The organism is Geomonas diazotrophica (assembly GCF_019063885.1).
Lineage (GTDB): Bacteria > Desulfobacterota > Desulfuromonadia > Geobacterales > Geobacteraceae > Geomonas > Geomonas diazotrophica.
In genome coordinates this window covers 75,248-94,845 of sequence record NZ_CP077684.1, presented here as the reverse complement: position 1 = coordinate 94,845, position 19,598 = coordinate 75,248, and the positions used below count along the sequence as shown (strand labels likewise).

22 protein-coding genes are annotated in these 19,598 nt (G+C 54.8%); 5 read left to right on the top strand and 17 right to left on the bottom strand.

Going from position 1 to position 19,598, the window contains the following annotated elements:
* Positions 1 to 43: 43 nt before the first annotated feature.
* From KP003_RS00385 to KP003_RS00350, 8 genes are all read right to left on the bottom strand, one after another.
* A complete protein-coding gene (locus KP003_RS00385; RefSeq protein WP_217300217.1) occupies positions 44 to 784 on the bottom strand; it encodes a hypothetical protein in 741 nt (246 codons plus the stop codon).
* 81 nt (positions 785 to 865) lie between these two features.
* Positions 866 to 1,093 (bottom strand): hypothetical protein, encoded by a 228-nt coding sequence (locus KP003_RS00380; RefSeq protein ID WP_217300216.1) that lies wholly within the window; start codon positions 1,091 to 1,093, stop codon positions 866 to 868.
* A complete protein-coding gene (locus KP003_RS00375) occupies positions 1,084 to 1,473 on the bottom strand; it encodes a pentapeptide repeat-containing protein (RefSeq protein WP_217300215.1) in 390 nt (129 codons plus the stop codon). The genes KP003_RS00380 and KP003_RS00375 overlap by 10 nt, the downstream gene beginning before the upstream one ends.
* A gap of 368 nt (positions 1,474 to 1,841) precedes the next feature.
* The gene (locus tag KP003_RS00370; protein ID WP_217300214.1) at positions 1,842 to 2,777 is read right to left on the bottom strand and encodes a hypothetical protein; all 936 of its coding nucleotides are present in this window, start codon (positions 2,775 to 2,777) and stop codon (positions 1,842 to 1,844) included.
* A 157-nt stretch (positions 2,778 to 2,934) separates the two neighbouring features.
* Positions 2,935 to 3,786, bottom strand: coding sequence for a DUF5677 domain-containing protein (locus KP003_RS00365; protein WP_217300213.1), 852 nt, complete (start codon positions 3,784 to 3,786; stop codon positions 2,935 to 2,937).
* A 221-nt stretch (positions 3,787 to 4,007) separates the two neighbouring features.
* Positions 4,008 to 5,384, bottom strand: a complete 1,377-nt coding sequence (locus KP003_RS00360) for a hypothetical protein (RefSeq protein ID WP_217300212.1) — start codon at positions 5,382 to 5,384, stop codon at positions 4,008 to 4,010.
* Positions 5,385 to 5,414: 30 nt separating this feature from the next.
* Positions 5,415 to 5,726: a hypothetical protein gene (locus tag KP003_RS00355; protein WP_217300211.1), complete on the bottom strand. Its 312-nt coding sequence runs from the start codon at positions 5,724 to 5,726 to the stop codon at positions 5,415 to 5,417.
* 2 nt (positions 5,727 to 5,728) lie between these two features.
* Positions 5,729 to 5,878, bottom strand: coding sequence for a hypothetical protein (locus KP003_RS00350; RefSeq protein WP_217300727.1), 150 nt, complete (start codon positions 5,876 to 5,878; stop codon positions 5,729 to 5,731).
* 172 nt (positions 5,879 to 6,050) lie between these two features.
* Here KP003_RS00350 and mobF point away from each other — a divergent pair, with 172 nt between their 5' ends.
* The 3 genes from mobF (at position 6,051) to KP003_RS00335 (ending at position 10,472) form a co-directional block, all read left to right on the top strand.
* Entirely contained in the window at positions 6,051 to 9,242 is a 3,192-nt protein-coding gene (gene mobF, locus KP003_RS00345; protein ID WP_217300210.1) for a MobF family relaxase, read from the top strand.
* 271 nt (positions 9,243 to 9,513) lie between these two features.
* Positions 9,514 to 9,873, top strand: a complete 360-nt coding sequence (locus KP003_RS00340; protein WP_217300209.1) for a hypothetical protein — start codon at positions 9,514 to 9,516, stop codon at positions 9,871 to 9,873.
* Positions 9,870 to 10,472, top strand: coding sequence for a hypothetical protein (locus KP003_RS00335; RefSeq protein WP_217300208.1), 603 nt, complete (start codon positions 9,870 to 9,872; stop codon positions 10,470 to 10,472). Before KP003_RS00340 ends, KP003_RS00335 begins: the two co-directional genes overlap by 4 nt.
* Positions 10,473 to 10,635: 163 nt before the next feature.
* On the opposite strand, the gene KP003_RS00330 is transcribed toward KP003_RS00335, so the two are convergent.
* Positions 10,636 to 10,977, bottom strand: coding sequence for a helix-turn-helix domain-containing protein (locus tag KP003_RS00330; protein ID WP_217300207.1), 342 nt, complete (start codon positions 10,975 to 10,977; stop codon positions 10,636 to 10,638).
* Positions 10,978 to 11,261: 284 nt separating this feature from the next.
* On the opposite strand from KP003_RS00330, the gene KP003_RS00325 reads away from it, so the two are divergent.
* Positions 11,262 to 11,465: a helix-turn-helix transcriptional regulator gene (locus KP003_RS00325; protein WP_217300206.1), complete on the top strand. Its 204-nt coding sequence runs from the start codon at positions 11,262 to 11,264 to the stop codon at positions 11,463 to 11,465.
* An 81-nt stretch (positions 11,466 to 11,546) separates the two neighbouring features.
* Here the strand turns inward: KP003_RS00325 and KP003_RS00320 are convergent, their stop codons facing one another.
* Positions 11,547 to 12,791: a type II toxin-antitoxin system HipA family toxin gene (locus tag KP003_RS00320; RefSeq protein ID WP_217300205.1), complete on the bottom strand. Its 1,245-nt coding sequence runs from the start codon at positions 12,789 to 12,791 to the stop codon at positions 11,547 to 11,549.
* Entirely contained in the window at positions 12,792 to 12,962 is a 171-nt protein-coding gene (locus tag KP003_RS21560; protein WP_239027584.1) for a helix-turn-helix domain-containing protein, read from the bottom strand. It abuts the gene before it with no gap.
* A 623-nt stretch (positions 12,963 to 13,585) separates the two neighbouring features.
* Between KP003_RS21560 and KP003_RS00310 the strand changes: the two genes are divergently transcribed.
* A complete protein-coding gene (locus KP003_RS00310; protein ID WP_216790122.1) occupies positions 13,586 to 14,257 on the top strand; it encodes a four helix bundle suffix domain-containing protein in 672 nt (223 codons plus the stop codon).
* A gap of 54 nt (positions 14,258 to 14,311) precedes the next feature.
* On the opposite strand, the gene KP003_RS00305 is transcribed toward KP003_RS00310, so the two are convergent.
* The 6 genes from KP003_RS00305 to KP003_RS00280 form a co-directional block, all read right to left on the bottom strand.
* A complete protein-coding gene (locus KP003_RS00305; protein ID WP_216790120.1) occupies positions 14,312 to 15,001 on the bottom strand; it encodes a hypothetical protein in 690 nt (229 codons plus the stop codon).
* A gap of 391 nt (positions 15,002 to 15,392) precedes the next feature.
* Entirely contained in the window at positions 15,393 to 15,704 is a 312-nt protein-coding gene (locus KP003_RS00300) for an AzlD family protein (RefSeq protein ID WP_216790119.1), read from the bottom strand.
* The gene (locus KP003_RS00295; RefSeq protein ID WP_216496864.1) at positions 15,688 to 16,407 is read right to left on the bottom strand and encodes an AzlC family ABC transporter permease; all 720 of its coding nucleotides are present in this window, start codon (positions 16,405 to 16,407) and stop codon (positions 15,688 to 15,690) included. The genes KP003_RS00300 and KP003_RS00295 overlap by 17 nt, the downstream gene beginning before the upstream one ends.
* A 181-nt stretch (positions 16,408 to 16,588) precedes the next feature.
* On the bottom strand, positions 16,589 to 18,070 hold the full coding sequence (locus KP003_RS00290) for a B12-binding domain-containing radical SAM protein (protein ID WP_216790117.1): 1,482 nt from the start codon (positions 18,068 to 18,070) through the stop codon (positions 16,589 to 16,591).
* 80 nt (positions 18,071 to 18,150) lie between these two features.
* A complete protein-coding gene (locus KP003_RS00285) occupies positions 18,151 to 18,801 on the bottom strand; it encodes a response regulator (RefSeq protein WP_216790115.1) in 651 nt (216 codons plus the stop codon).
* Between the two features lie 216 nt (positions 18,802 to 19,017).
* The gene (locus tag KP003_RS00280; RefSeq protein WP_216790113.1) at positions 19,018 to 19,527 is read right to left on the bottom strand and encodes an OmpA family protein; all 510 of its coding nucleotides are present in this window, start codon (positions 19,525 to 19,527) and stop codon (positions 19,018 to 19,020) included.
* Positions 19,528 to 19,598: the final 71 nt, after the last annotated feature.

The window sequence follows — 19,598 nt, the reverse complement described above, 5'->3', positions numbered from 1 at the left end:
TTTCGTCTTTCCGTTCGCTGTTGCACTTGATTAGGTATCATCTTTACTCGGTGTAGCGTTCATAAAGCGGCTCAGTAAATCGTTCTAAGACGTCTGAAATAGCCGTCTGAATGTTGATTAGTGTCGCTATAACGTCTTGGTCAGAGTCGTCGAATTTAAAAGATATGTAACGGACTGAGGCGGGATTTAACTCAATGATATTTCCAATATTGTTCAAAATGTAATCACTACCCAAAAATTCATCGACCTTTGTCTCATCAGCGATTAAGTACCCATCACAAAGATCTTTGATGAGTTTCTCTTTTCCGATATCGTCAAAACGTATCACTTTGAATCGCGATGCAGCATGGGTCTCTACAACCATCTTCTGCTGGCTCAAATCACGATGTTTGTTCTTATTTGTGTAAGTAGATAGTAGCCTCAATGACGAAAGGTTATTTGTGTTGAATGGCTGAGTGTTCGCAAGTGCAGCGTAGATAGCCGAATCCACTGTTTCAAGGTTTGGGAAGTTAATCTTACAAAATTTTTGGAATTCATTTTGAGTGCGAATGTTTATCGGAAAATAGCATTTGTGCTTGTTGCTCAAGCGCAATACAGCAACGCAAATATCAGAAGCAATGTAATCGAGCAATGACCTGGCATTTTCAAAGTAATTTTTTATCTTTATTTGGAGTGAAGGAGGGATATCGCAGTCTAAATACCGAGAATATTCATCTGATATCTCTTTTTGCTGGTTGTCGGCATATTCCAGCAGCGATCGAAGCCTAGCAAGTTTTAGATTCACTAAATCATCCAATTTATGAGCATTTTGTTTTGGTATTGAACTCCAGCCAACAGGTCCGGCCTTGACCGGCGGTTCTTAATATTATTCATCCGCTGTAACCTTGCCACCGATTAAGCCAAGTAACGCTCCTAGGCCAGATTGCCATCCAAAACTACACATTGTATAAAGATTTTGTTGCATTACAGGTATTTTATGGGGATCAGTGGCCTTGTTTCCAAAAAACGCTAGTAAAGCGACGACGAGAATACTAAGTACGGTTATTCCAGCAACCGTCAGGAAAATGATTTTAAATTTTGGTGTTATTCCCATGGCTCACCTTTCCGATTAGAGGATTTTTCCCGGAGAGAGGAAACTTTTACTACATTGTCAATGTTTTCCTTAGGGTCTAAAATAGCACCTGTCAAATCTGCTCCGGCGAGTACGGCCCTATCAAGCTTTGCATTTTTTAGGTTAGCGCGTCTTAGTTGAGCACCGGACAAAATTGCGTCAGTCAGATCTGCACCTTCAAGATCAATATCCTGCAAGTTTGCGTTTGCTAAGTTTGCGCCTCTTAGGTTGATGTTTTTGTAACGTCCACCTTGTCTCAAGACAACACTCTTCCCATTGACACTAGTCACGAAGGAACTCGTATTCGGTGACGAAGTAAATACCTCGCCTAAAATTAATTTGACCTTATCGGTGATTTTCATCTTTGACCTCTTTGTGGTTTTTTTTGCAATTTTATAAGCATACCGATATGCATCTATTCGCAAGTTGTGACGGAAGGGACAATCGCAAAGTTGACAATTCGCCCCTTACGTAGCTGAGTTTTTAGGTCTGAAAAAAGTAAAGTCAGCCAAATCAAAAAAGCGTCCCCCTCACCTCTGCTTTGTTACAGGGTTGTAGAGGCAACCGCCTTATAATGATCAACTTGAGAGCAAATGACCTTACGCTATTAATGTCTCGCTCTTAACCAGCGGTGTCAGCCAACTTACCACTATCCCCTCTTGGCCTAAATGTCATGCTGCCCTCTTGCATCCTCTCAATGCCTGTCCTAACGACCTCCCTCTGAAGGTAATCAAAGCCCAAAGAACATTCTTCGTTCTTCGTCCTTGTGAAGGTCATGCTTTGCTATGTGGTAGATGGCTGGTTTAATCGTTTCGGAACACAACATAAAAGGAAGCTCGTCGATACATATTTCGGCCACGATGGCGGAGAAGTCTTTTTCATAGCAATCTTGTAGAATCTTAAGATTAGTTGAGGGAAAGCTATTTTTGAATTCTATATTGAACTCGGGGTAGAAATAACGGATCAACGCAGCCTCGTACAAAGCAATTCGCTCTGGTTCTGTAGTATTAAAAAGCTTATCTAAACCAGACTTGATTCTTGCACTCCCGTCGTCTTGGTTTTTTGCAAATGGGTTCATCGCCGTAAAAAGTTGATTGTTTGGCTGAATAGCAAGCAGTAACAATGTCAGCCTATACCCGGCAGGGACCCCTCTCAAAGCTATCTTCTGCAGGGTCTCATGCTTAAGGAGTCGGTCAATCGCGTTCCTAGACCCGCCTTGACCGTACGCTTGCCCGACGTATTTGACCTCAAAAGTTACTGTTTTAGATACGAGGCTCAATCGCAGTTGCATGTCTTCCACATTAGGCCAACATCTCCGACCGTCAGCATCTTCTAAATAGCTGAGCTCGCCATCTTGCTTCAGAGTAAATCCCTCGGGAAGGTCGTAGACTACCGTATGTTCATTACCCAAGACTGTAAACTTTAGATTGAGGCAACGATCATTCTGCTGCGCTTCAATGAACTCAATTTTAGGCGTATAACCTATAAGATAAATATGACAAGAATTGACAACTTCCATTACCGAGGCCAGAGCTTCTTTGTCATAGATTCCTTCCGCTGGAAGCGTACAGAAACTAATGGCATACATTCCCAGGGCATGTTCCACGTCGAAAAGGGCTTTGCCAAAGAACTCATCTTTACTTGGGCGATTGGATTGGTCGGTCACCTGGTTGCTCCTGTCGTAATAATTTGTGACTATAATTTCACCTGACAATCGGTTGTTTTTTCTGCCAAAGTCATGGGAGTTGTCCGGCTTGATCGGTCTTATTTTCAGGTTGGGAATCGCACCAATCTTTACATAAAATAAATCCGGCCACTTTTCCCTACAAATTCTTTCCTGTAAAGTGCCTCTCTTCCATTTCCTCAATCATCGCCGGAAGTTCCATTATCGTGTCTGATAGTCTCCAATTCAAAATATCCATGCAAAAGTTTGCCCACTCCATCCACACCGCTGAGGCTGTGCGGACAATTGCCGCGATATCATTTAGGATAACGTCAGGTAGGTAATGATCCCTACTATACGAAACCTGCCTCCTGAGTGACCATGCGGTCCCGTGTATATACGAACTCATCTGCCTATAAACGAGTTCGTAGAGTCTTTGAAAGGATGGGCCGCAGTCACGGGCTTGAACAAACACACTCTTATTACACCAGTTAGAAAAAGGTTTTTCGCGCCCTTTCTTGTCAACAAAGGAGTATGTGCCTTTCGCACTTTTATATTTTCCAGATATGCTTTCACGAAGAGCCTTGACCCCCTCAACATGCTTGAGATTTGCTGTACTACCCTCCCATTCGAGAAGGGACGAGGCGATGTCATAGGCTTCTATGTCTGCATAGCCCCAAAACAGGGCAGATCGTGACTCCGATTCTAACGAGATGTATTTCAAGCTGATCAAGCTTTCGCAAAGCAACCTCACGTGGGATGATGCTTGGTGAATTAGCTCACAGCGTAACAGAATGTATATTGTATTTAAGGTAGAAAGGTCCTTGTTTATGGCACAAAGCAGTATCTTCTTGAAAGGTGTGTCAGCCAAGAATGTCCTTTCTTGGTACATGGCCTCTCTTTGCGTAATGCCTACAACATTTCCGAATAGGTCGAGCCATTCCCAAGCTTCCACTGGGAAATCAATCAACCTTATTGTCTCACAAATATCAATTCTCGGCATGTCTTCCATCAACTCTTCCTTAATAGATAACGCTTCAATGCTGACCGGCGTGGCCGGTCTAGCCGCTGGTTGGGATATCAGTTGAATTGTCAATACATCAATAACCGATCCCATTGCCTCGAAAGGTAAGATTTCGGTTGATGAAAGCCCTAACGTCTGGCCTGATCCTCCTTCTACAGCCGGGTGTCGGACCAACACTCCTCAGCCCTTTTTGGCTCGCCCACGTAGAATCAAGTTTTCTGTTTGAGTTTCCATAGGAAATACAAATCTTCGTTTCTAATCGATTTATCGGCATCACCAAGTGCCATTACTTGTGGAATTAGATCAGAAACTATTTTTGTAAGACCAAGAGTCTTAGCAATTCCAATTATCTCAGTAGGAATTAAGCCTGTATAGAGACCGAATGATAGCGCCCCTACAGTGCCAACAATACTCCTGCTAGCTTTAGCTACTAGATCTTGCTTTGATGCTTGCAGCTTCTTGTCAAGTGATACTAGCTTTGGTTCTATTATGTCGCAGAATACTTCCCTAGCTGTTTTTTCAGTGAAAGACGGATCCTTTTTCCTAAATTCGTCTATAGCCTTGTTAAGTGAAGCACGGAATTGAATGAGACTCTCTCTTTCCCGGAGTCTGAGTTTACACATATCATCTATGGACACGTCATTAACGAAAGGAACTAATGATGTCATGTATTTAGATGCGATTCTATTCCTTTCTTCAATATCCCTATTGCCGGTCAAGCCTTGCAGACATCTCACATCAAGCACTTTATCAGTTAGAAAGGTTGTTCCTAAGACCTGTGATGTCGATCTTTGAAATGAGAGGTTACGTAAGACATGGCCAGCAAATTCTTTGTGAAAGTTTAATTCTTTTCTCAATGTCTTAGAAATACTGATAGTACCTTTTTTATGCAATTCCTTAAGCAACCGGGGCCTATCTAAAAGGGGTTTTGGAAGGCTGTTATTATAGGCAGATATTCTTTTACCACCATGTGTTAAAAACTCCTCCGACCCAGAAATGAGAAACTCATATTCTGCATCCTTGGTTGACAGAGCAACTGAACAATTGTCGAGATATTCATTCTCAAGCATTTCTCTGACTTTGGCTATCTGGGCATGGGTCTCTGGGAGGTAATTTTCTTCTGTTATATATGATAGACAGTGCGGACAGAGGTTACCTGGAGGGGTCACAAAAATGATTAACCCGTTTTTTATGAGCGGCTCAATATAACTTAGCAGCAAAACATCTTCGAAGAATGCTTGCTGAATAACATCACGATTTAAGTTACCGAAATGTGAGTAGTCAGAGAAAAAATTATTTATGTAAGCCTTTTCACTGTAAAGAACTATTGTACGTGAAAGTTCATCTAGTCTTTGAAGCCTGCAGTTGATATTACTACACTCGTCACGCCCACCTCCCAATGAGAGTGACACGGAATGGGCGTATATGCTATTTTCCTTACTGATGTGTTCATTCCTCGTAAGATTCAACAGATCTTCTGCATATTCAATAACTTTCTTAGGTTCAAGTCGCCTCAGCTCACGTAGATTTGGCTTTCTGCTCTTAAGTAAATCCTTTTGTTTTAGATACTCAAATATATTATTCATTTTTCGCCCCTTATCAGATCCTTGGCCCAACTAGTTATGGACCAGGTTAGGCAAAGCATCCATTTGAGATGCCGGCATCTTATATGGGATATAAGCATCCTGTTCAGGATGCTTTATTTGCATCTTATTCAGGATGCATTTACCTGCCAAGCTATCTGGTATCGTCGAGGATCCTGCATTCCAACTCCGTGCCGCGAATGGCGCAGTAACGAACCTGCCGATCTTATCCATCGCGTTCCACCTGCCGCCTGTGGCTTTCAGTTTTGCGGGAAGGGCTTGTTCGGGATAGCCGACCATCACCTTCACCATCTCCTCTTCACGATAGCGACTGAGGGGGTCCATGGCTATTTCTCCACGATGATCTCCACCGTCTTTAGCCTGACTCCGTGCTCTTCGTCGTAACGATACCGGATGTACTGCAGCGCATCGCCGTACTTCTCCACCAGATGTTTCGTCCCTCTCTGCCCGGGCTTGAGGTTCAGGCGCGATTTCATGTCTCCCCCTGGCGGGCGCAGCATAGCACGCAAAGTTAATGAACAACAATAAGAATCTGTTCCTGCGGCGCCCATTGGAATGTCTTCGATTTTTGTTAAAGTTTGCCAATGCCGTATAAGGCTTTGGAGTAGACTCTATCAGCTTTTGGAACGGAGGGCTGGGGATCTAGCGATGATGTCGGTATCACCGGGGATGGCTGCAGGGCAGGCCGGCGGGTATTTCTCCAGGGAGGACTACTACCTGCGTGGCACCAAGACTGAGGGGGCGAGCCACTGGTATGGGCGGGGGGCGAAGGCGCTGGGGCTGGACGGCCCGGTCGTGGAAGAGGAGTTCCGCGCGCTCGGTCGAGGGGAGGACCCGGAGGGGAGGCGAATCGTCGCCCCCAAGCTGACGCGGGACCGGGAGAGCGGTTTGCCCGTTGAGACGCACCGGGCTGGGAACGACTGCACCTTCTCCGCCCCCAAGTCGGTCTCCATCGCCTATGCCGCAGGTGTTGACCAGGTAAGGGTGGCGCACGACGCGGCGGTGCTCTCGGTCCTCTCGCACATGGAGGAACATTACTCCCATTACCGCACCCCCGAGGGGGTCAGGTGCGGCGGCATGGTGGCGGCCAAGTTCGACCACGCCACCTCCCGGAACGTCGATCCGCAGTTGCACTCCCACGTCTTCGTGGTGAACGCGGTGCACACCGGGGACGGTAGCTTTCGGGCGAACGAGCCGAAGGCCATCTTCCAGGATCAGAAGTCCCTAGGGCTTTTGTACCGGCAGGCGCTCGCCCGCGAGCTTTCGGAGCGCGGCTTCGAGGTAGAGGTGCGGGACCGCTCGCAGATGTTCATCGAGTTGAAGGGGATCGACCCGCACCTCGTCGAGCACTTCTCTTCAAGGCGTCAGGCCATCGAGGAGCAGGTGGAGCGCTGGAGGGCCGAGGGGAGGTTCTCGGAGGTGCCCCACGCCCGGCTCTACGAGATGGCGGCGCTGGAGAGCCGCGACCCCAAGCGCAGCATAACCAAGGAGGAAGTGACCCGGATCTTCGAGCGGGGCTTCGAGGAGTGCGGCACCTCTTGCGCCCAGGTGAGGCAAGAGCTGGAACGGGGGCGGGAGCTCTCCATCTCCCGCAGCGCACCCGCAGCCTCGCACGTGGTGGATCTGGCGCTTCGGGATCTCACCGAGCGCGAGGCCGTGCTGGACCGGGCGCGACTTCTGGACCAGGCGGTGCTCGTTTCGGGGGGGGAGCATTCCCTTGCCGAATTGAACCTCGCCATCGACGGAGGGACTCCCGGCCTGCAGCGGCTCGGGCGTGACGGGAGGGGACGGGAGTTCTACACGACGCGGCAGATGCTGGAGCTGGAGGCCCGGAACCTGGAAAGGATCAGGGAATATCCTCCCTTCGAGAGCGTGGCGCGCGCCCCCGAGGTCGAGGCGTACCTGGAGCGTTGGCAGGAGAGAGAGGGCGTCCGGCTGACGGCCGGACAGAAAGCCGAGGTTCTCCTGGAACTGACCGGGAGCCGCGGCGTCGCCCTCACCATCGGGGACCCGGGGACCGCCAAGACCTCGACCCTGGCGATCGTCGAGGGTTTCAACGAGGAGGTATTGCGCCCGGACGGGAGGGAGCATCGTTCCGCCAACCTCTCCTATACCGGGAAGGCGGCCCTGGAACTCTCCCTTGCCACCGGGAGGCCCGCCCTCACCCTCGACAGTTTCGAAAACGGGAATCCGGCTTCCAAATTTGCCCTACAGAGGGCGAACGGGGAGCCGCCCATGCTAGTGGTCGCGGGTGAAAAAATTCTCATCCCTGAGGGGCGGGAAGCACAGGTGGTGCTCCGGGTGGACGAGGCGGGCTTTCTCGGGGCGAGGCAGGCGGAGCGCCTGCTCGACGTGGCCGAAGAGCTGCGGCAAAGTGGCGTACGGGTAAAGCTGCATCTGCTGGGCGACTCGAAGCAGATGCAGGGGATCCAGGCGGGAGACCTGCTGCGCCAGGTGCGGGAGCTGGGTCTCAAGGGGGAAGTTGACTACGCGCACCTGACCGAGATCCTCAGGCAGCGCGACCCCGGGCTCCTGGAGATCGCGAAGGGGCTGAACCGGGAAGACCGCGAGCTTGCCGTGAACGCGAGGGAGACGCTCCACTCCCTTGGGAGGCGTCAGGAGGTGCTGGAAATAGCCGACCCCTTGGAACTGCGCCGTGCCGCTGTCGAGCACTACCTGGAGGAGAGCCGGAAGCTGTCGCACATGCCCGAGCGGGCGGCGGCGGGAGAGACGCAGCAGGTGCTCCTCGTCACCACGACCAACGAGGCGCGCAGGGAGTTGAACCGCGAGATTCGCCAGGGACGTGTCGAGGCACGCGAGATCGAGGAAGGGAGGAGCTTCCCGGTGCTCACACCGGCGCGCCAGGGGCTCACCGTCGAAGGGTACCAGCTCGGGGACACGCTGCACTTTTCCGGCGAGCGGACTGGGGATGGCAGGACGGTCGCCTGGGGTGCCCGGCTGCACGCCGAGGGGAAAGTGGTCGGGCTCGACCGGGAGCGTAACCTGGTGCGGGTCGACCTCTCCTTCGAGCCCCTGGACCGGCAACGGCGCCAAGTGGTCCGGAAGGTGGAGAGGGATTTCTCGGCGGCCGAACTGCCGGGACGGACCACGCTCTTACGGGAGGAGGAGCGGAGCTTTTCCGCTGGGGACCGTATCGTCACCTTGAAAAACGACCGGGGACTCGGGGTGCAAAACGGCTCGCTCGGGGTGGTGCGGGAGATCGACGGCGCGGGGCGGATGCGGGTCAACCTGGAGGGGCGCGAGGTGACGCTCGACCTGAACACCTACCGCCATGTTGATCACGCCTATGCCCTCACCATTCACAAGAGCCAGGGGGCGACCGTGGAGCACTCCATCCTGTTCGCGCCGGTGCACCGGAACAAGGGGATGGAGCTGGAACCGGGAAACGAGGGGGAATCCTACGGGCGGATGAGCTACAACGCGCTGAACGTCGCCGTCACCCGTGCCCGCTTCACGACCCGCGTCTTCACCAACTCCATCGAGGATCTTGAGCGGTCGGTGCAGTTCGTCGACGGCAAGAGTTCGACACTCGACAAGGCGAGGGAACCGGTGCGGGAGATCACGCGCGCGCAGCAAAGGGGCCTCGAAGAACCACCGCACGATCTGCAAAGGAGCATCGCAGAACTGGAGCGGGTCATGCTGAAGCGGGGGGACGGGGTACGCAGGACTCCCTCGCTGGAACATGTCGTTCCGCTGGTGCGCGCTCCTGGGTTGAGAATTCCGGAGCAGGCGCTACAGAACCGTCAAGTGCAGAAAGTGGTGGACCGGCAGTTGGAGCTCACCCTCCCGAAGCTTCCCGGCAGGGGCTTCAAGATCTGAGCGCGGGGACGTTCCGGGGAGTTGCGGCGTGCTTTCCTTTGGTGCCGGAAGCAGTGAGGCGGGCCTTGCTTCGCTCGGCTGATTTTCCTTTCACACCTCACGCAGCCCTTCGGGCTGCGCCGGCCGTCCGCTTCGCCAAATCCCCTGTGCTTTCGCGTCGGACGGCGTGTGACGCTCTGGCGCCAGAAACGGCGAAACCGCGTGTAAAGCCGAGAGCTTGCGTGGCACCACGCTGTATGCCGCTGTCCGGCGCATGAAGGAGGTTCCCGAGATGGCCAAAACAAGCGTCCGTTTGTCGCCGGAGATCTGCAGAAAACTCGAGAACGAAGCTCGCAGACGAAGCGAGATTGAGGGGGAAACGGTGACGGTTTCGGAGCTGATCCGGGCCTGCATCGGAGAGAAATTTCCCCAGGTCTGCGCGCGGGCGAGAAGCGAGCGCGCCGGTTTTTGCGAGCTGCAGGAGACGGTGGCGGGGCTTGGGAAACGAGCGGAAAGCCTGGAGGCCCATATCGATTCGCTGGTGAAAACCCTCGGCGAAATCCTGCCGTTGTTGGCGACCAGGGAGCAGGTCGACGCCCTCACCGATGCGATTGCTGCGGTGCTGAGCGCGAGTAGGGAGAGGCGGCCATGAGCGACGATCCGAGGTCGCCCAAGGAGAAATTGCTGCAGGCATCGGGCCTCAAGAATCCGGCAAACGAGCGGGAGGAGTTGCTGCGGTTACGCAACGAAATGGTCGGGCGCATCGACGCCCTGGTGCAACGGGGAGAAGACGCAGACAAAGGTGCCCAGGAAACGCGGCGCCTCATGGAGCAGATGCTTAAGCGCCTGGAAGTTTTCTGTAACGAGAAATTCCCGGTGCATGTCAGCAATGTGATTGAGACGGTGACGCAGCAGAAGCTTGAATCCGCACTGAGACCACTGGAGCTGAGCGTGCAGGAGGCGGAGCAGCGGATCAACCAGTGCGACCGCCAACTGACCAGCATCTCGTGGAACTGGCGCCTCCTGGGCGGGCCGCTGATCGTCGGCCTCTTCACCGGGCTCCTAGGCGCGGGCATGGTGCGCTGCACCCATATACAGGCGATGGACGATGCGAAAGAGTACGAACTTTTCGGGCGCAAAGTGCAGAAGGTGATCGTGCGCTACGGTACCGACGAGCAGCGAAAGATCTACGACTGGATCAACGGCGTGCCCCAGCCGCCACCCAGGAAGGAGGCCAAAAAGAGGCGCTGATTCTTGGACCAAAGCAGCCGGCCCGAACGGCGTGCCAGCAGCTTTAACCGGTCCAGCCCGTGCTGCGGGTGGCGCTTCCGCTCGCGCTGCACCGCCCCCCTACGCACCGGCTTTTGTGCGAGCATAGAAGCCCCGCCCCCACACCAGGATTCGTCGCGTGGGCTCATACAATCTTTCCTTTGCGTCGCGGGGCGCCCCGGTAGAGGAAGAGGCGTTCGCGCTCTTCAGGTGGATAGCAGCTGGCGACATCCTGCAAAAGAAGCTGCAGCGAGCGGGCGTACGGGCAGCGTGGGCTGAACTCGTATATGCGCAGATTTCCCTGCTGTCCTTCCACCAGAATGCCATCATGTTCCAGGACTTCGGCCGCGTTCTGCACCGCACTACGGCTCAGGTCCGGGAAGAAAGCGGCTATTTCGGATACGTACCCCTTACGCCGGGCGAAGAGGTACATGAGCACGCACTCCTTCGCCTTTGAACCCAGCAGACCGTTAAGAAAGTATGGCATTTGCTCCTCTCTGACTTGTTTCCCGACGCGATAGGATCACTATAACATGATAACTAATTACTATATTTTAGTAATAGGCGAAGCATTTGCCCTGCTCCACGCGGCGCAGGTGCAGTACCGGTTTTGAACACTTTGCATCCCCTTTTTGATCAGTAAGCCCTGTTGGCTAGCAGAGCATCATCTGATTTCAGAGCCTTAGCGCTGGCACGGTCTGCGCAATAAAATTAGAAAAGGCCAATAAATGCGTACAGCGTTGCGGGAAGCACACCCGCGAGGAGGAAGCCATGCCAAGACTCATGACGGAACAGGAAACAGCCCAGATGGTGGGGATGTCGGTGCACTGGCTGCGCAGAAAGCGCTGGGAGGGTGGTGGTATCCCGTTCATAAAGATGAGCCAGCGGGGTGCGGTGCGCTACGAGGAGGAGACGGTGCGGCAATACCTTGATGCACATTTTCGCACCAGCACCCACGATCCGGGCGGGAGGTAAAATCAGGCCAGCAGCCGGAGCGGACCGCCGCCTCAGGCGGTTCGCCCCAGCTGCTGTATCCCTAATCCCCTCTTGGTCCGCTCAGGATGACAGGGTGCGCCCCTTGCGGACGCGCTGCTCGATCACCTGCAGGATCTCCTGAACGATGGGGGGATTGTTCCAGGCGGCGCAGTAGCTTTCGGCCAGCGCTTTGCTTTCGGTGGAGAGCTTCTCGCACAGCTCCTTCAGCTCGCCTTTCACGGCGCGCAAGCCCACTCCCGCCTCTTTGGCGAAGCGGGCCAGGTCGTCCGCCATCAGGTAGCGCGGGTCCTTCTGTCCCCCCATCTTCATGGCGAACTTGTTGTTAACGCGCGGGTAGACCGCCGTGCTCAAAAGGTCGTAGAAGGGGGCAAGCCTGACGCCGCCGACCTGGTAGATAAAGGAGAGGTTCTTGGCGTGGGCGTCGGCATTCCCGATCAGAAAATTGAACAGCGCCCACCTCAGAAGATTCAGGCTGTCCAGCACCGGCTCCACGCTCCAGGCGCCGACCAGGGCGAAGCAGTCGGCGAAACCGGGGCCTCCCTCCTTCTCGTATTTTAGCTCGGGGGGGACGCCGAGCGCCTGGCAGAAATCCTCCTGGTGCAGACGCGCGGTGCCGCCGTCAGTACCCTTGTGCCGGTCGTAGCGCTCCACCAGGTACACCCGTTTCCGGGCTATCTCAACCACTTTCGCCTCAGGGGCAGGGATGCCGACCTGCCGCGCCAGGTTCATGCAGAAGGCCTCGTTGGTAACGGTATCCTCCAGTTGCTCTATCGCCGTCTTGAGGATGTGGGACGAGGGGAGGTTTCCCTCAGGGATGTGGTAGGCGCCCTCCTCGATGAAGATGGGTAGCTTGTTCTGGGCTCCAGCCAAAGAGAGCCGCACCCCCTCCTCACCCGCGAGGAAAGGATGCGCCGGGAGTGTGTCCAGTTCGCGGGCCAGATCCTCGGCTGATATGACGCGGTAGCGCCCCCTTTCCCCGGGGTGGTCCTCCGGCGGCAGTACCGATACTGCGCCGGCGCAGTCGCCGCCGATCGCCTCCAGGATGGAGAAGGTATTCTCCGCCGAGATCCCAAGCTGCCGGGCTATCTGACGCCGGATCGCCCCCTCGGGTAGGAGGTTCGCGAAGAAGGCTTCCGTTGCCTTATGGTCGAACCGCTCGTCTATCAAAGGGAGCCTGCGCGACAGCGGCAGCGCGCCGGGTAGGGCGCGGTACTCGTCATCGTAGCGAAAGGCGAGCCGCCCCTCTTCCAGGGTCAGCTCCCCCACCAGCCTCTGCTCCCAATACACCTTGAGGCGTGCCAGCATCTATCGCTCCTTGAACGGGTTGGCGTTTCTGGGGAAGACGTACAGCTCGAGCCCCATCTTGTGCAGCACCTGGAGAGCCTTCCCCAGTTCCGCAGTTTCCTTCCCGTTCTCGAGCTGGGAAAGGAACTTGGTTCCCACCCCGGTCATCCCGGCGGCTGTTTCCTGCCGCATACCGATTTCCTTTCGCTTAGTGCGGATTGCTTGCCCCAGGTCGCTGGTACTGGCGATTCTGCCGTAAGCCGTTCCCCGGTTTTCCTTTTCCCGTCCCTGGTCCACGTCTCCCTCCGTTTTTCCGTACGGACACATTATGCCTGTTTCGGCGGGAAAGCAACTCAAATTATCCGTACGAACAAATAACCTTAGGCAAAAACCGTAACCGCAACAATATGTGCGTACGGCAAAATTTTAATTTCCACGGCAAAGCCCCCTTTCAGGATGGGAAAGGTGCCCAAACGGGTTTGACAGGGGCAATTTTGACAGGTTTTTGCTGTCCTCGCGGCAAACAGCATCCGTCCTTATTGACATCAAGAAACTTGTAGGAGGAAAATGGGAAAGGTGAGAGGAGCTGCAAAAAAACTTCAGTAGCGACAAAGGGTTACGCGGTTGTTTCTTGAAGTTGTTTTATTAAATATCGGCAATCAATCTCGTCCTTTTTCGTACCTTTATCCACCTAAATCCTTATTTTTAAAAGCATCCCTCAAAACTTCCTTTACAAGACGGTGAAGATTTAGCCGGCGAGGGAAAAGTTTGGTAACATCACCGAGGGGGTTGGGCGGGCACCGGGGGGTGGTGTGATGAAAAATGGGAACCATGGGAATTATGGGAGCAATGGGAAAGATGTGAAACCACAGGAGCATCAGCTGGCCCATGCCTCCCAGCCTTCCCCTACCTCCCATGAACCCGCCACTCCGCTCCTGCCGCCTCGCGGCGACTACCACACCCTGTTGTCCTACCAGAAAGCCGCAGTAATCTACGAAATCACCTACCGCTTCTGCCACCGCTTTCTCTCACGGGGCGACCGCACGGTCGACCAGATGGTGCAGGCGGCTCGCTCCGGCAAGCAGAACATCATCGAGGGAAGCAAGGCTGCAACCACCTCAAAAGAAACCGAAATAAAACTCACCAACGTCGCCCGCGCCAGTCTGGAAGAGTTATTGGAAGATTACCGTGACTACCTCTCGGCCCGCGACCTCACCGTATGGGACAAGGACAGCCGCGAGGCACTGTATGTGCGCAAGCTTGGCAGGAGCACACCGTTCTCCTTTGAGCTATTACGGGGCTTCACCGAGACCCGTCACGCCATAGTGGTGGCCAACATAGCCATCTGCCTGATCCACCAAGCCAATTTCCTCCTCGACCAACAGCTTAAAGGACTAGAGAAATCCTTCCTCAAAGAGGGCGGCCTCCGGGAACGAATGACGCATGCTCGGCTTATGGTGAGAGAACAACAAAGGAAAGAGCCGTGAAGGGGGTGCTTGAGACGAGCGGTTGTCCGCATTGAGACAGGCTAGTACAAGATGTTATGTGGAACACTCTGTAATTCCTATTGATGCGAGAAACTCTTTTTTTAGAGTCACATCTGCCATATTCATTTCGGCTTTGCTCGTGCAAGCTCCAAAGTTAAAAAGAGCTGTAAACAAGACCTGACACATCGCGGGTAGCACCCCTGTGATCGTTAGCATGACAACGAGCGCTAGAACTGCATACCGGTTACTTACGTATCCAATGACAGCCCCTGCTGTCGCTAACAGTAGGCTCCATGTTTCCAAGCGCCTATGATCAATCGAGATAAGACCAAGCCAATTGAGGAAGTATTCGGTGGGCGAATTTAGCATAAACCACCTATTCGCCCGGTGGTCTAAAATTCCAGCTATTTTCTCAGCGAAACCATTGCAAACGTACCAAACTATGTCCACAGTAGAACCTTCCAAAATAGGAAGATCGCAGCCGAAAGCTGTAACCTCACCAGATTGAGAACCGGTAGAATAATACAGTCTAGTGTTGCGAACGCTGGCGGCTGAAGTCGTCGTAGCAAATGACATTGGTGCAACATAGCCATATCCGTTGTAAATCATACCTCCCCCGCCACTGGCGGTAGTAGTTACTGAAACTGAAATATGCTCCCACTTCTCAACTCTTTCAACCACTGCCTTCATTACCGTGAAGGATACTTGGAACGTCTCCCCAGATATTTTTTTTATTTCCGCCATAGCAGCCCTCACAGCGAACCAGAAGAAGGAGGTCTTGTCGCTTCACCTTTCATCAGAGGCACCCGTGCCTGCAATGGGCAGAGAGAAAACGGACGGCTCCAACGATTTGCAAAATCTAACATTGCAGATTGTGCTGTCAAGGTGTCGAAAACTGCTTTAGGCCATGAAACACCGCACTAAGCTTCGGTAGAGTTCTCCGGGGCGGTCGATGTTCCTGTGGCACCGGCAAATGAAGCAACCACGCCCAAAGAGCCTGGCCAGAAACCGGAAGACAGAAAAAAAGGACCTGTAAATTTGTAAACGACGGACTTGCAAGGGTTGACGGGGAACTTGGCAATTCCGGCAATGACGGACGAACCATCCCCAAACCAAAGGGGAAAATACAGCGCGGTTATAGCCCTATCTTGCGAACAGCGAAGATGACCAGCATGCCGCAGAGCATGGCGGCCAGGGTGTTGCGGGTGCGGAGGACGACGATGGCGGTTAAGGCGGCCGCCATGAGGCCCCAGACGCCTTCGGCGACAATGGACGGCAAAACGAGGGAGAACAACAGGGCTCCGGGAAGGGCGTCCATGCCGCGACGGAAACGCCCGGAACGCGGGAAACGGGACGCCAGCAGCAACCCGCCCAGCCGCAGCGAATAGGTCACACCGGCGGCCAGCCCCACGGCAATCAAAACCTGAGGCTCAATAGCCGGCAGCATCTTCCACCTCCTCCACCTCGATCGAATCGCACGGCCCCAACATGGCGCTGACGGCGCCGGCCAGTCCTCCAGCCACGATGTACCACTTCCCCGGCAGAAACTTGTGCGCCAACAAGGCCACGCACCCGGCTGCGATCCACGGAAGCACGTCGCTCTTCCCGCGCCACAGCCCGACGGCCAGCGCAGTGAAAACCGCGGTGAAGGCAAAATCGAGGGCGTATTCCTCCGGCCTGGTGATGAAGCCGCCGCCGAGGAGACCGATCAACGTGCCGCTACTCCAGGCGAGGTAAAGGAAGACGCCTCCGCCAAAAAGAAACCAGGTGGTGGCACTGCCGTTTCGCTGCTCGGACATGGTCACCGCCCAGTTTTCGTCGGCGACCAGGTGCATCATTCCCATCTTGTGCAGCAGGCCACGCCCCGAGAAAAGCGGGTCCAGGGAGGCGCCTATCAGCAGGTAACGCAGGTTGATCACCAAGACGGCCAGGGTCATCTCGAAGAGCGGCAGCCGGTTCGACCACATGTCCACCATGACGAACTGCGCCGCGCCGGCGAAGATCGCGGTGTTCATGTACATCATGTCGAGCCAGCTCAGCCCCTTTTGCGCGGCGAGCACGCCCAGAACGCTGCCATAGGCCATGGCGCTGGCGGCCACCGGCACGTTGGCCCTGGCCCCCCTGATCATCTCCGGCTTCCTTCGTTTCATACTCACCTTGCCTTTGACTACCACTTAGCCGCTCATGCGAGTCCCAGAGAGTACTACAACAAGCTCACGGGATAAAGGCACAGATGCCTATAAAAAAAACGCATTACTGTGTGCGGCCCGAGCTGAAAAAGGGCCTTGAAGGCCCTCTCCGAATCACGGCAAGCTTCGGCCTGCAAGGTGATTATCCGGCATGCCCCAGTGTCTTTTGAACGAACCGGATGAGGTGACTCCTGCCTCTGAAATCTCTCTTGTTCAACAGGCTCCCGATCACACGCGGCAAGGCGGTGGACAGGTAGTAACTGCGGACCTTGAAGAGACGATAAAGCCGGGAGTTGAGCAGAAGGGTCACGCTCCACCTCGGCAGTAGAGGCATCCAGTTCAGCAGGAAGGCTACGCTGTAGTAGGGGGCCGGATCCTTTAGGCTGCCGCCGGTAAGGTAGGATTCAGTAGTCAGCCGCACCCCCTCCTCGATCGACTCGATTTCCTTCCCGGTAATCGCACCTTTTTTCCGCGCAAGCTCCACGATGGTGGTCCTCGGATAATAGGTCAGCCAGAAGATGCTGATCAGATCGGGCCGGTATCGGTTGTAGAAGCGGGCGTTGTCCTCCTGGATGGCGACGGTATCCCCCGGTATCCCGAGCATGTGGTCCACCTGCACCATGATCCTGTTACGCTTCAGGTGCTCAATGGCTTCCGCGATCCGCGCGTTGGAGCTCTTTCTTTCCAGCGTCTGGGCGCAGAGCGTTTCGGACAGGGACTGCACGCCAAGCTGCACATTGATGCAGCCGGCGTCTGCCAGCATGTGCGCGATCTCCTGGTCGACGTAGTGCGGGTTCGCTATGCAGGCGAAGGGGAGACTGATTTCCCTTCGGTACCTGTCGCAGAATTCGCGCAGCCAGGACTTGCTGGTCGTGAAGGAGTCGTCGACGAATAGGATTCTCCTGGTCGAAAACCTCTCCTTCGCCCAAGCCAGTTCAGCGATGACATTGTCCACGCTTCTGCGCCTGATGGAGTTTTTGCCCCGCAGGTCGACTATTTGTGAATTGAAGCAGTAAGAACAACGGTAAGGGCAGCCTCTGCTGGTCATGATGCGGTATTCGTGACAGGCATCTTTCAAGATGGAGAGGAAGGGTTCTTTCTTCGGGAAAGGGAGTCGATCGAGATCCGCCAGCTTCCCCTCGGCCGGCGTGCCGATGACAAAGCCGTTCTTCTTGAACATGAAGCCGGCGACGGGTGCGTCAGGCAAAGAGAATCCGCCGTTCGACGCGCATGCCTCCAGAAATTCCAAAAGGGCGTGCTCTGCCTCGCCCACGGCGACGGCATCGATGGCATCGTTGCAAAGCGTCTTCTCCGGCACGGCGGTCGGATGTATCCCGCCGAATATGGTGCAAACGTCCGCGCTTTTGCGCTTCAGTGCAATCGAGCATTGCAGCTGGTGCTGGTAGTTGTCCGTGACACAGGAGAAGGCGACGACGGCGGGGTGGGTTTGGCAGATCCTGTCAGCGATTTCGTCGTAGGCGGGACTCTTCCTTTTCCCGAGATAGGCATCCTCCGCCTCGTAATAGACGAGATGAACCTCGTGCCCCGCCTCCGAGCAGACCGCCATGAGATATTCCACCCCGAGGCTCTCGAAATCAGGGTAGACGAAAGTGATGCGGGCCATAGCTACGGGCTCCTCGGCAGGCGCACTCTGGATTGCGCCCTTGATTCAGGGGGAATATCGCGGTGACGGGAGAAGCAGGATCAGATGCTGTTCACATCGATCATCGCTTCCCCCATTACGTACTCGGTCTTGGCGTCGCGGGAGGCTTCGGCGAGGCGCGCTACGATGCGCCGGATCTTGTCCAGTTCAAGCTTCAGGTCCGACAGGTGCGTGCGCGCCTTGTCATTCCCGTCGCCCAATTCCCTGGTGGCAAGGTGCAGATGCCACAGTATCGCGGTCAAGGGGTTGTTGAACTCGTGGCTTATCGCCACTGCCATCTCCCGCAACAGTTTCAGCCTTTCGAACTCGACCGCCATCTGCTTCTCTCTTCGCGAGGCCAGGTGCAGGGAGACACGTGCTACAAGCTCCTCCGGGTAAAAGGGCTTCACGATGTAATCATCAGCCCCTGCCTCGAACCCTTTTACCTTTTCGCCACTGGTGTCGCAACCGGTGAGGAAGATCACCGGAATCTCGCGCGTTACGGCATCCCCCTTCAACTGCCGGCAGATGTCGTAGCCGTTCATCCCGGGGAGGTTGACATCGAGCAGGATCAGATCCGGCCCCAGGTCCAAGGCGACGGACTTTGCCGACGCCCCGTTTTCTTCCAGGGTGACCTCGTACTCCGGCGTAAGGATGTCCAGCAGCTGGGCCTGCGCCACCTTGCTGTCTTCTACGGCGAGGATCTTTTTCATAGGCTCTCCAAAAAGGCAACCGGGAACGAAGCGGTACGGGGACTTAGCGTGCTGCAGCTTAACATTCCCGTTAGCCTGAATCAACGTATGTTTGGGCGTGGCTGGAAGATGGCCGGACCGGTCTGAGGAAGGGGGCCATCGGCACCTGATGGGATGGGATGCCGATAGACTGAAAATCGAGGAGTGGGGGGAGCCGGACGGCTCCCCCTTGCGCTTTTACATCTTGGTGACGGTGAAATCGACGCGGCGGTTCTTGGCCTGGCCGGCTTTGGTCTTGTTGCTGGCTATGGGCTTGGTGTCGCCGAAACCTTTGGCGGAGAGACGGTTGGCTGCTACGCCCTTCTTGTCGACCAGGTACTTCACCACGGCATCGGCGCGGTCCTGGGAGAGTTTCATGTTGGCCTCGGGCTTGCCGACGTTGTCGGTGTGGCCGTCGACCTGCACGTGGAAGCCCGGGTAATCGGCCATGATCGCCGCGATGGCGACCATAGTCTTGTCACAAGCGGGATCCACCTCCGCCTTGCCGGTCTTGAACTTGATCGGTCCCTTCTCGTTCTGAACCTTCTTAAGCTTCTTGGTCACAGCGCTCAGGGCGCCCTCTTTGGCGGTCGCCGCCGCTTCCTTGCCAAGGTCTTTGCCAAGCCCCTTGACTGCATCGAGCGCCGCATGGGCAACACCCGAGACCGTCAGTGACAGTACAGCAACTACAGCAATTTTCCTGATCATGTTCCCTCCTTTCATTTTTGTTACCCAGGCTGGGCCAGTGCAAAATCATATCTCTCAAAGTCGGCGAGTCA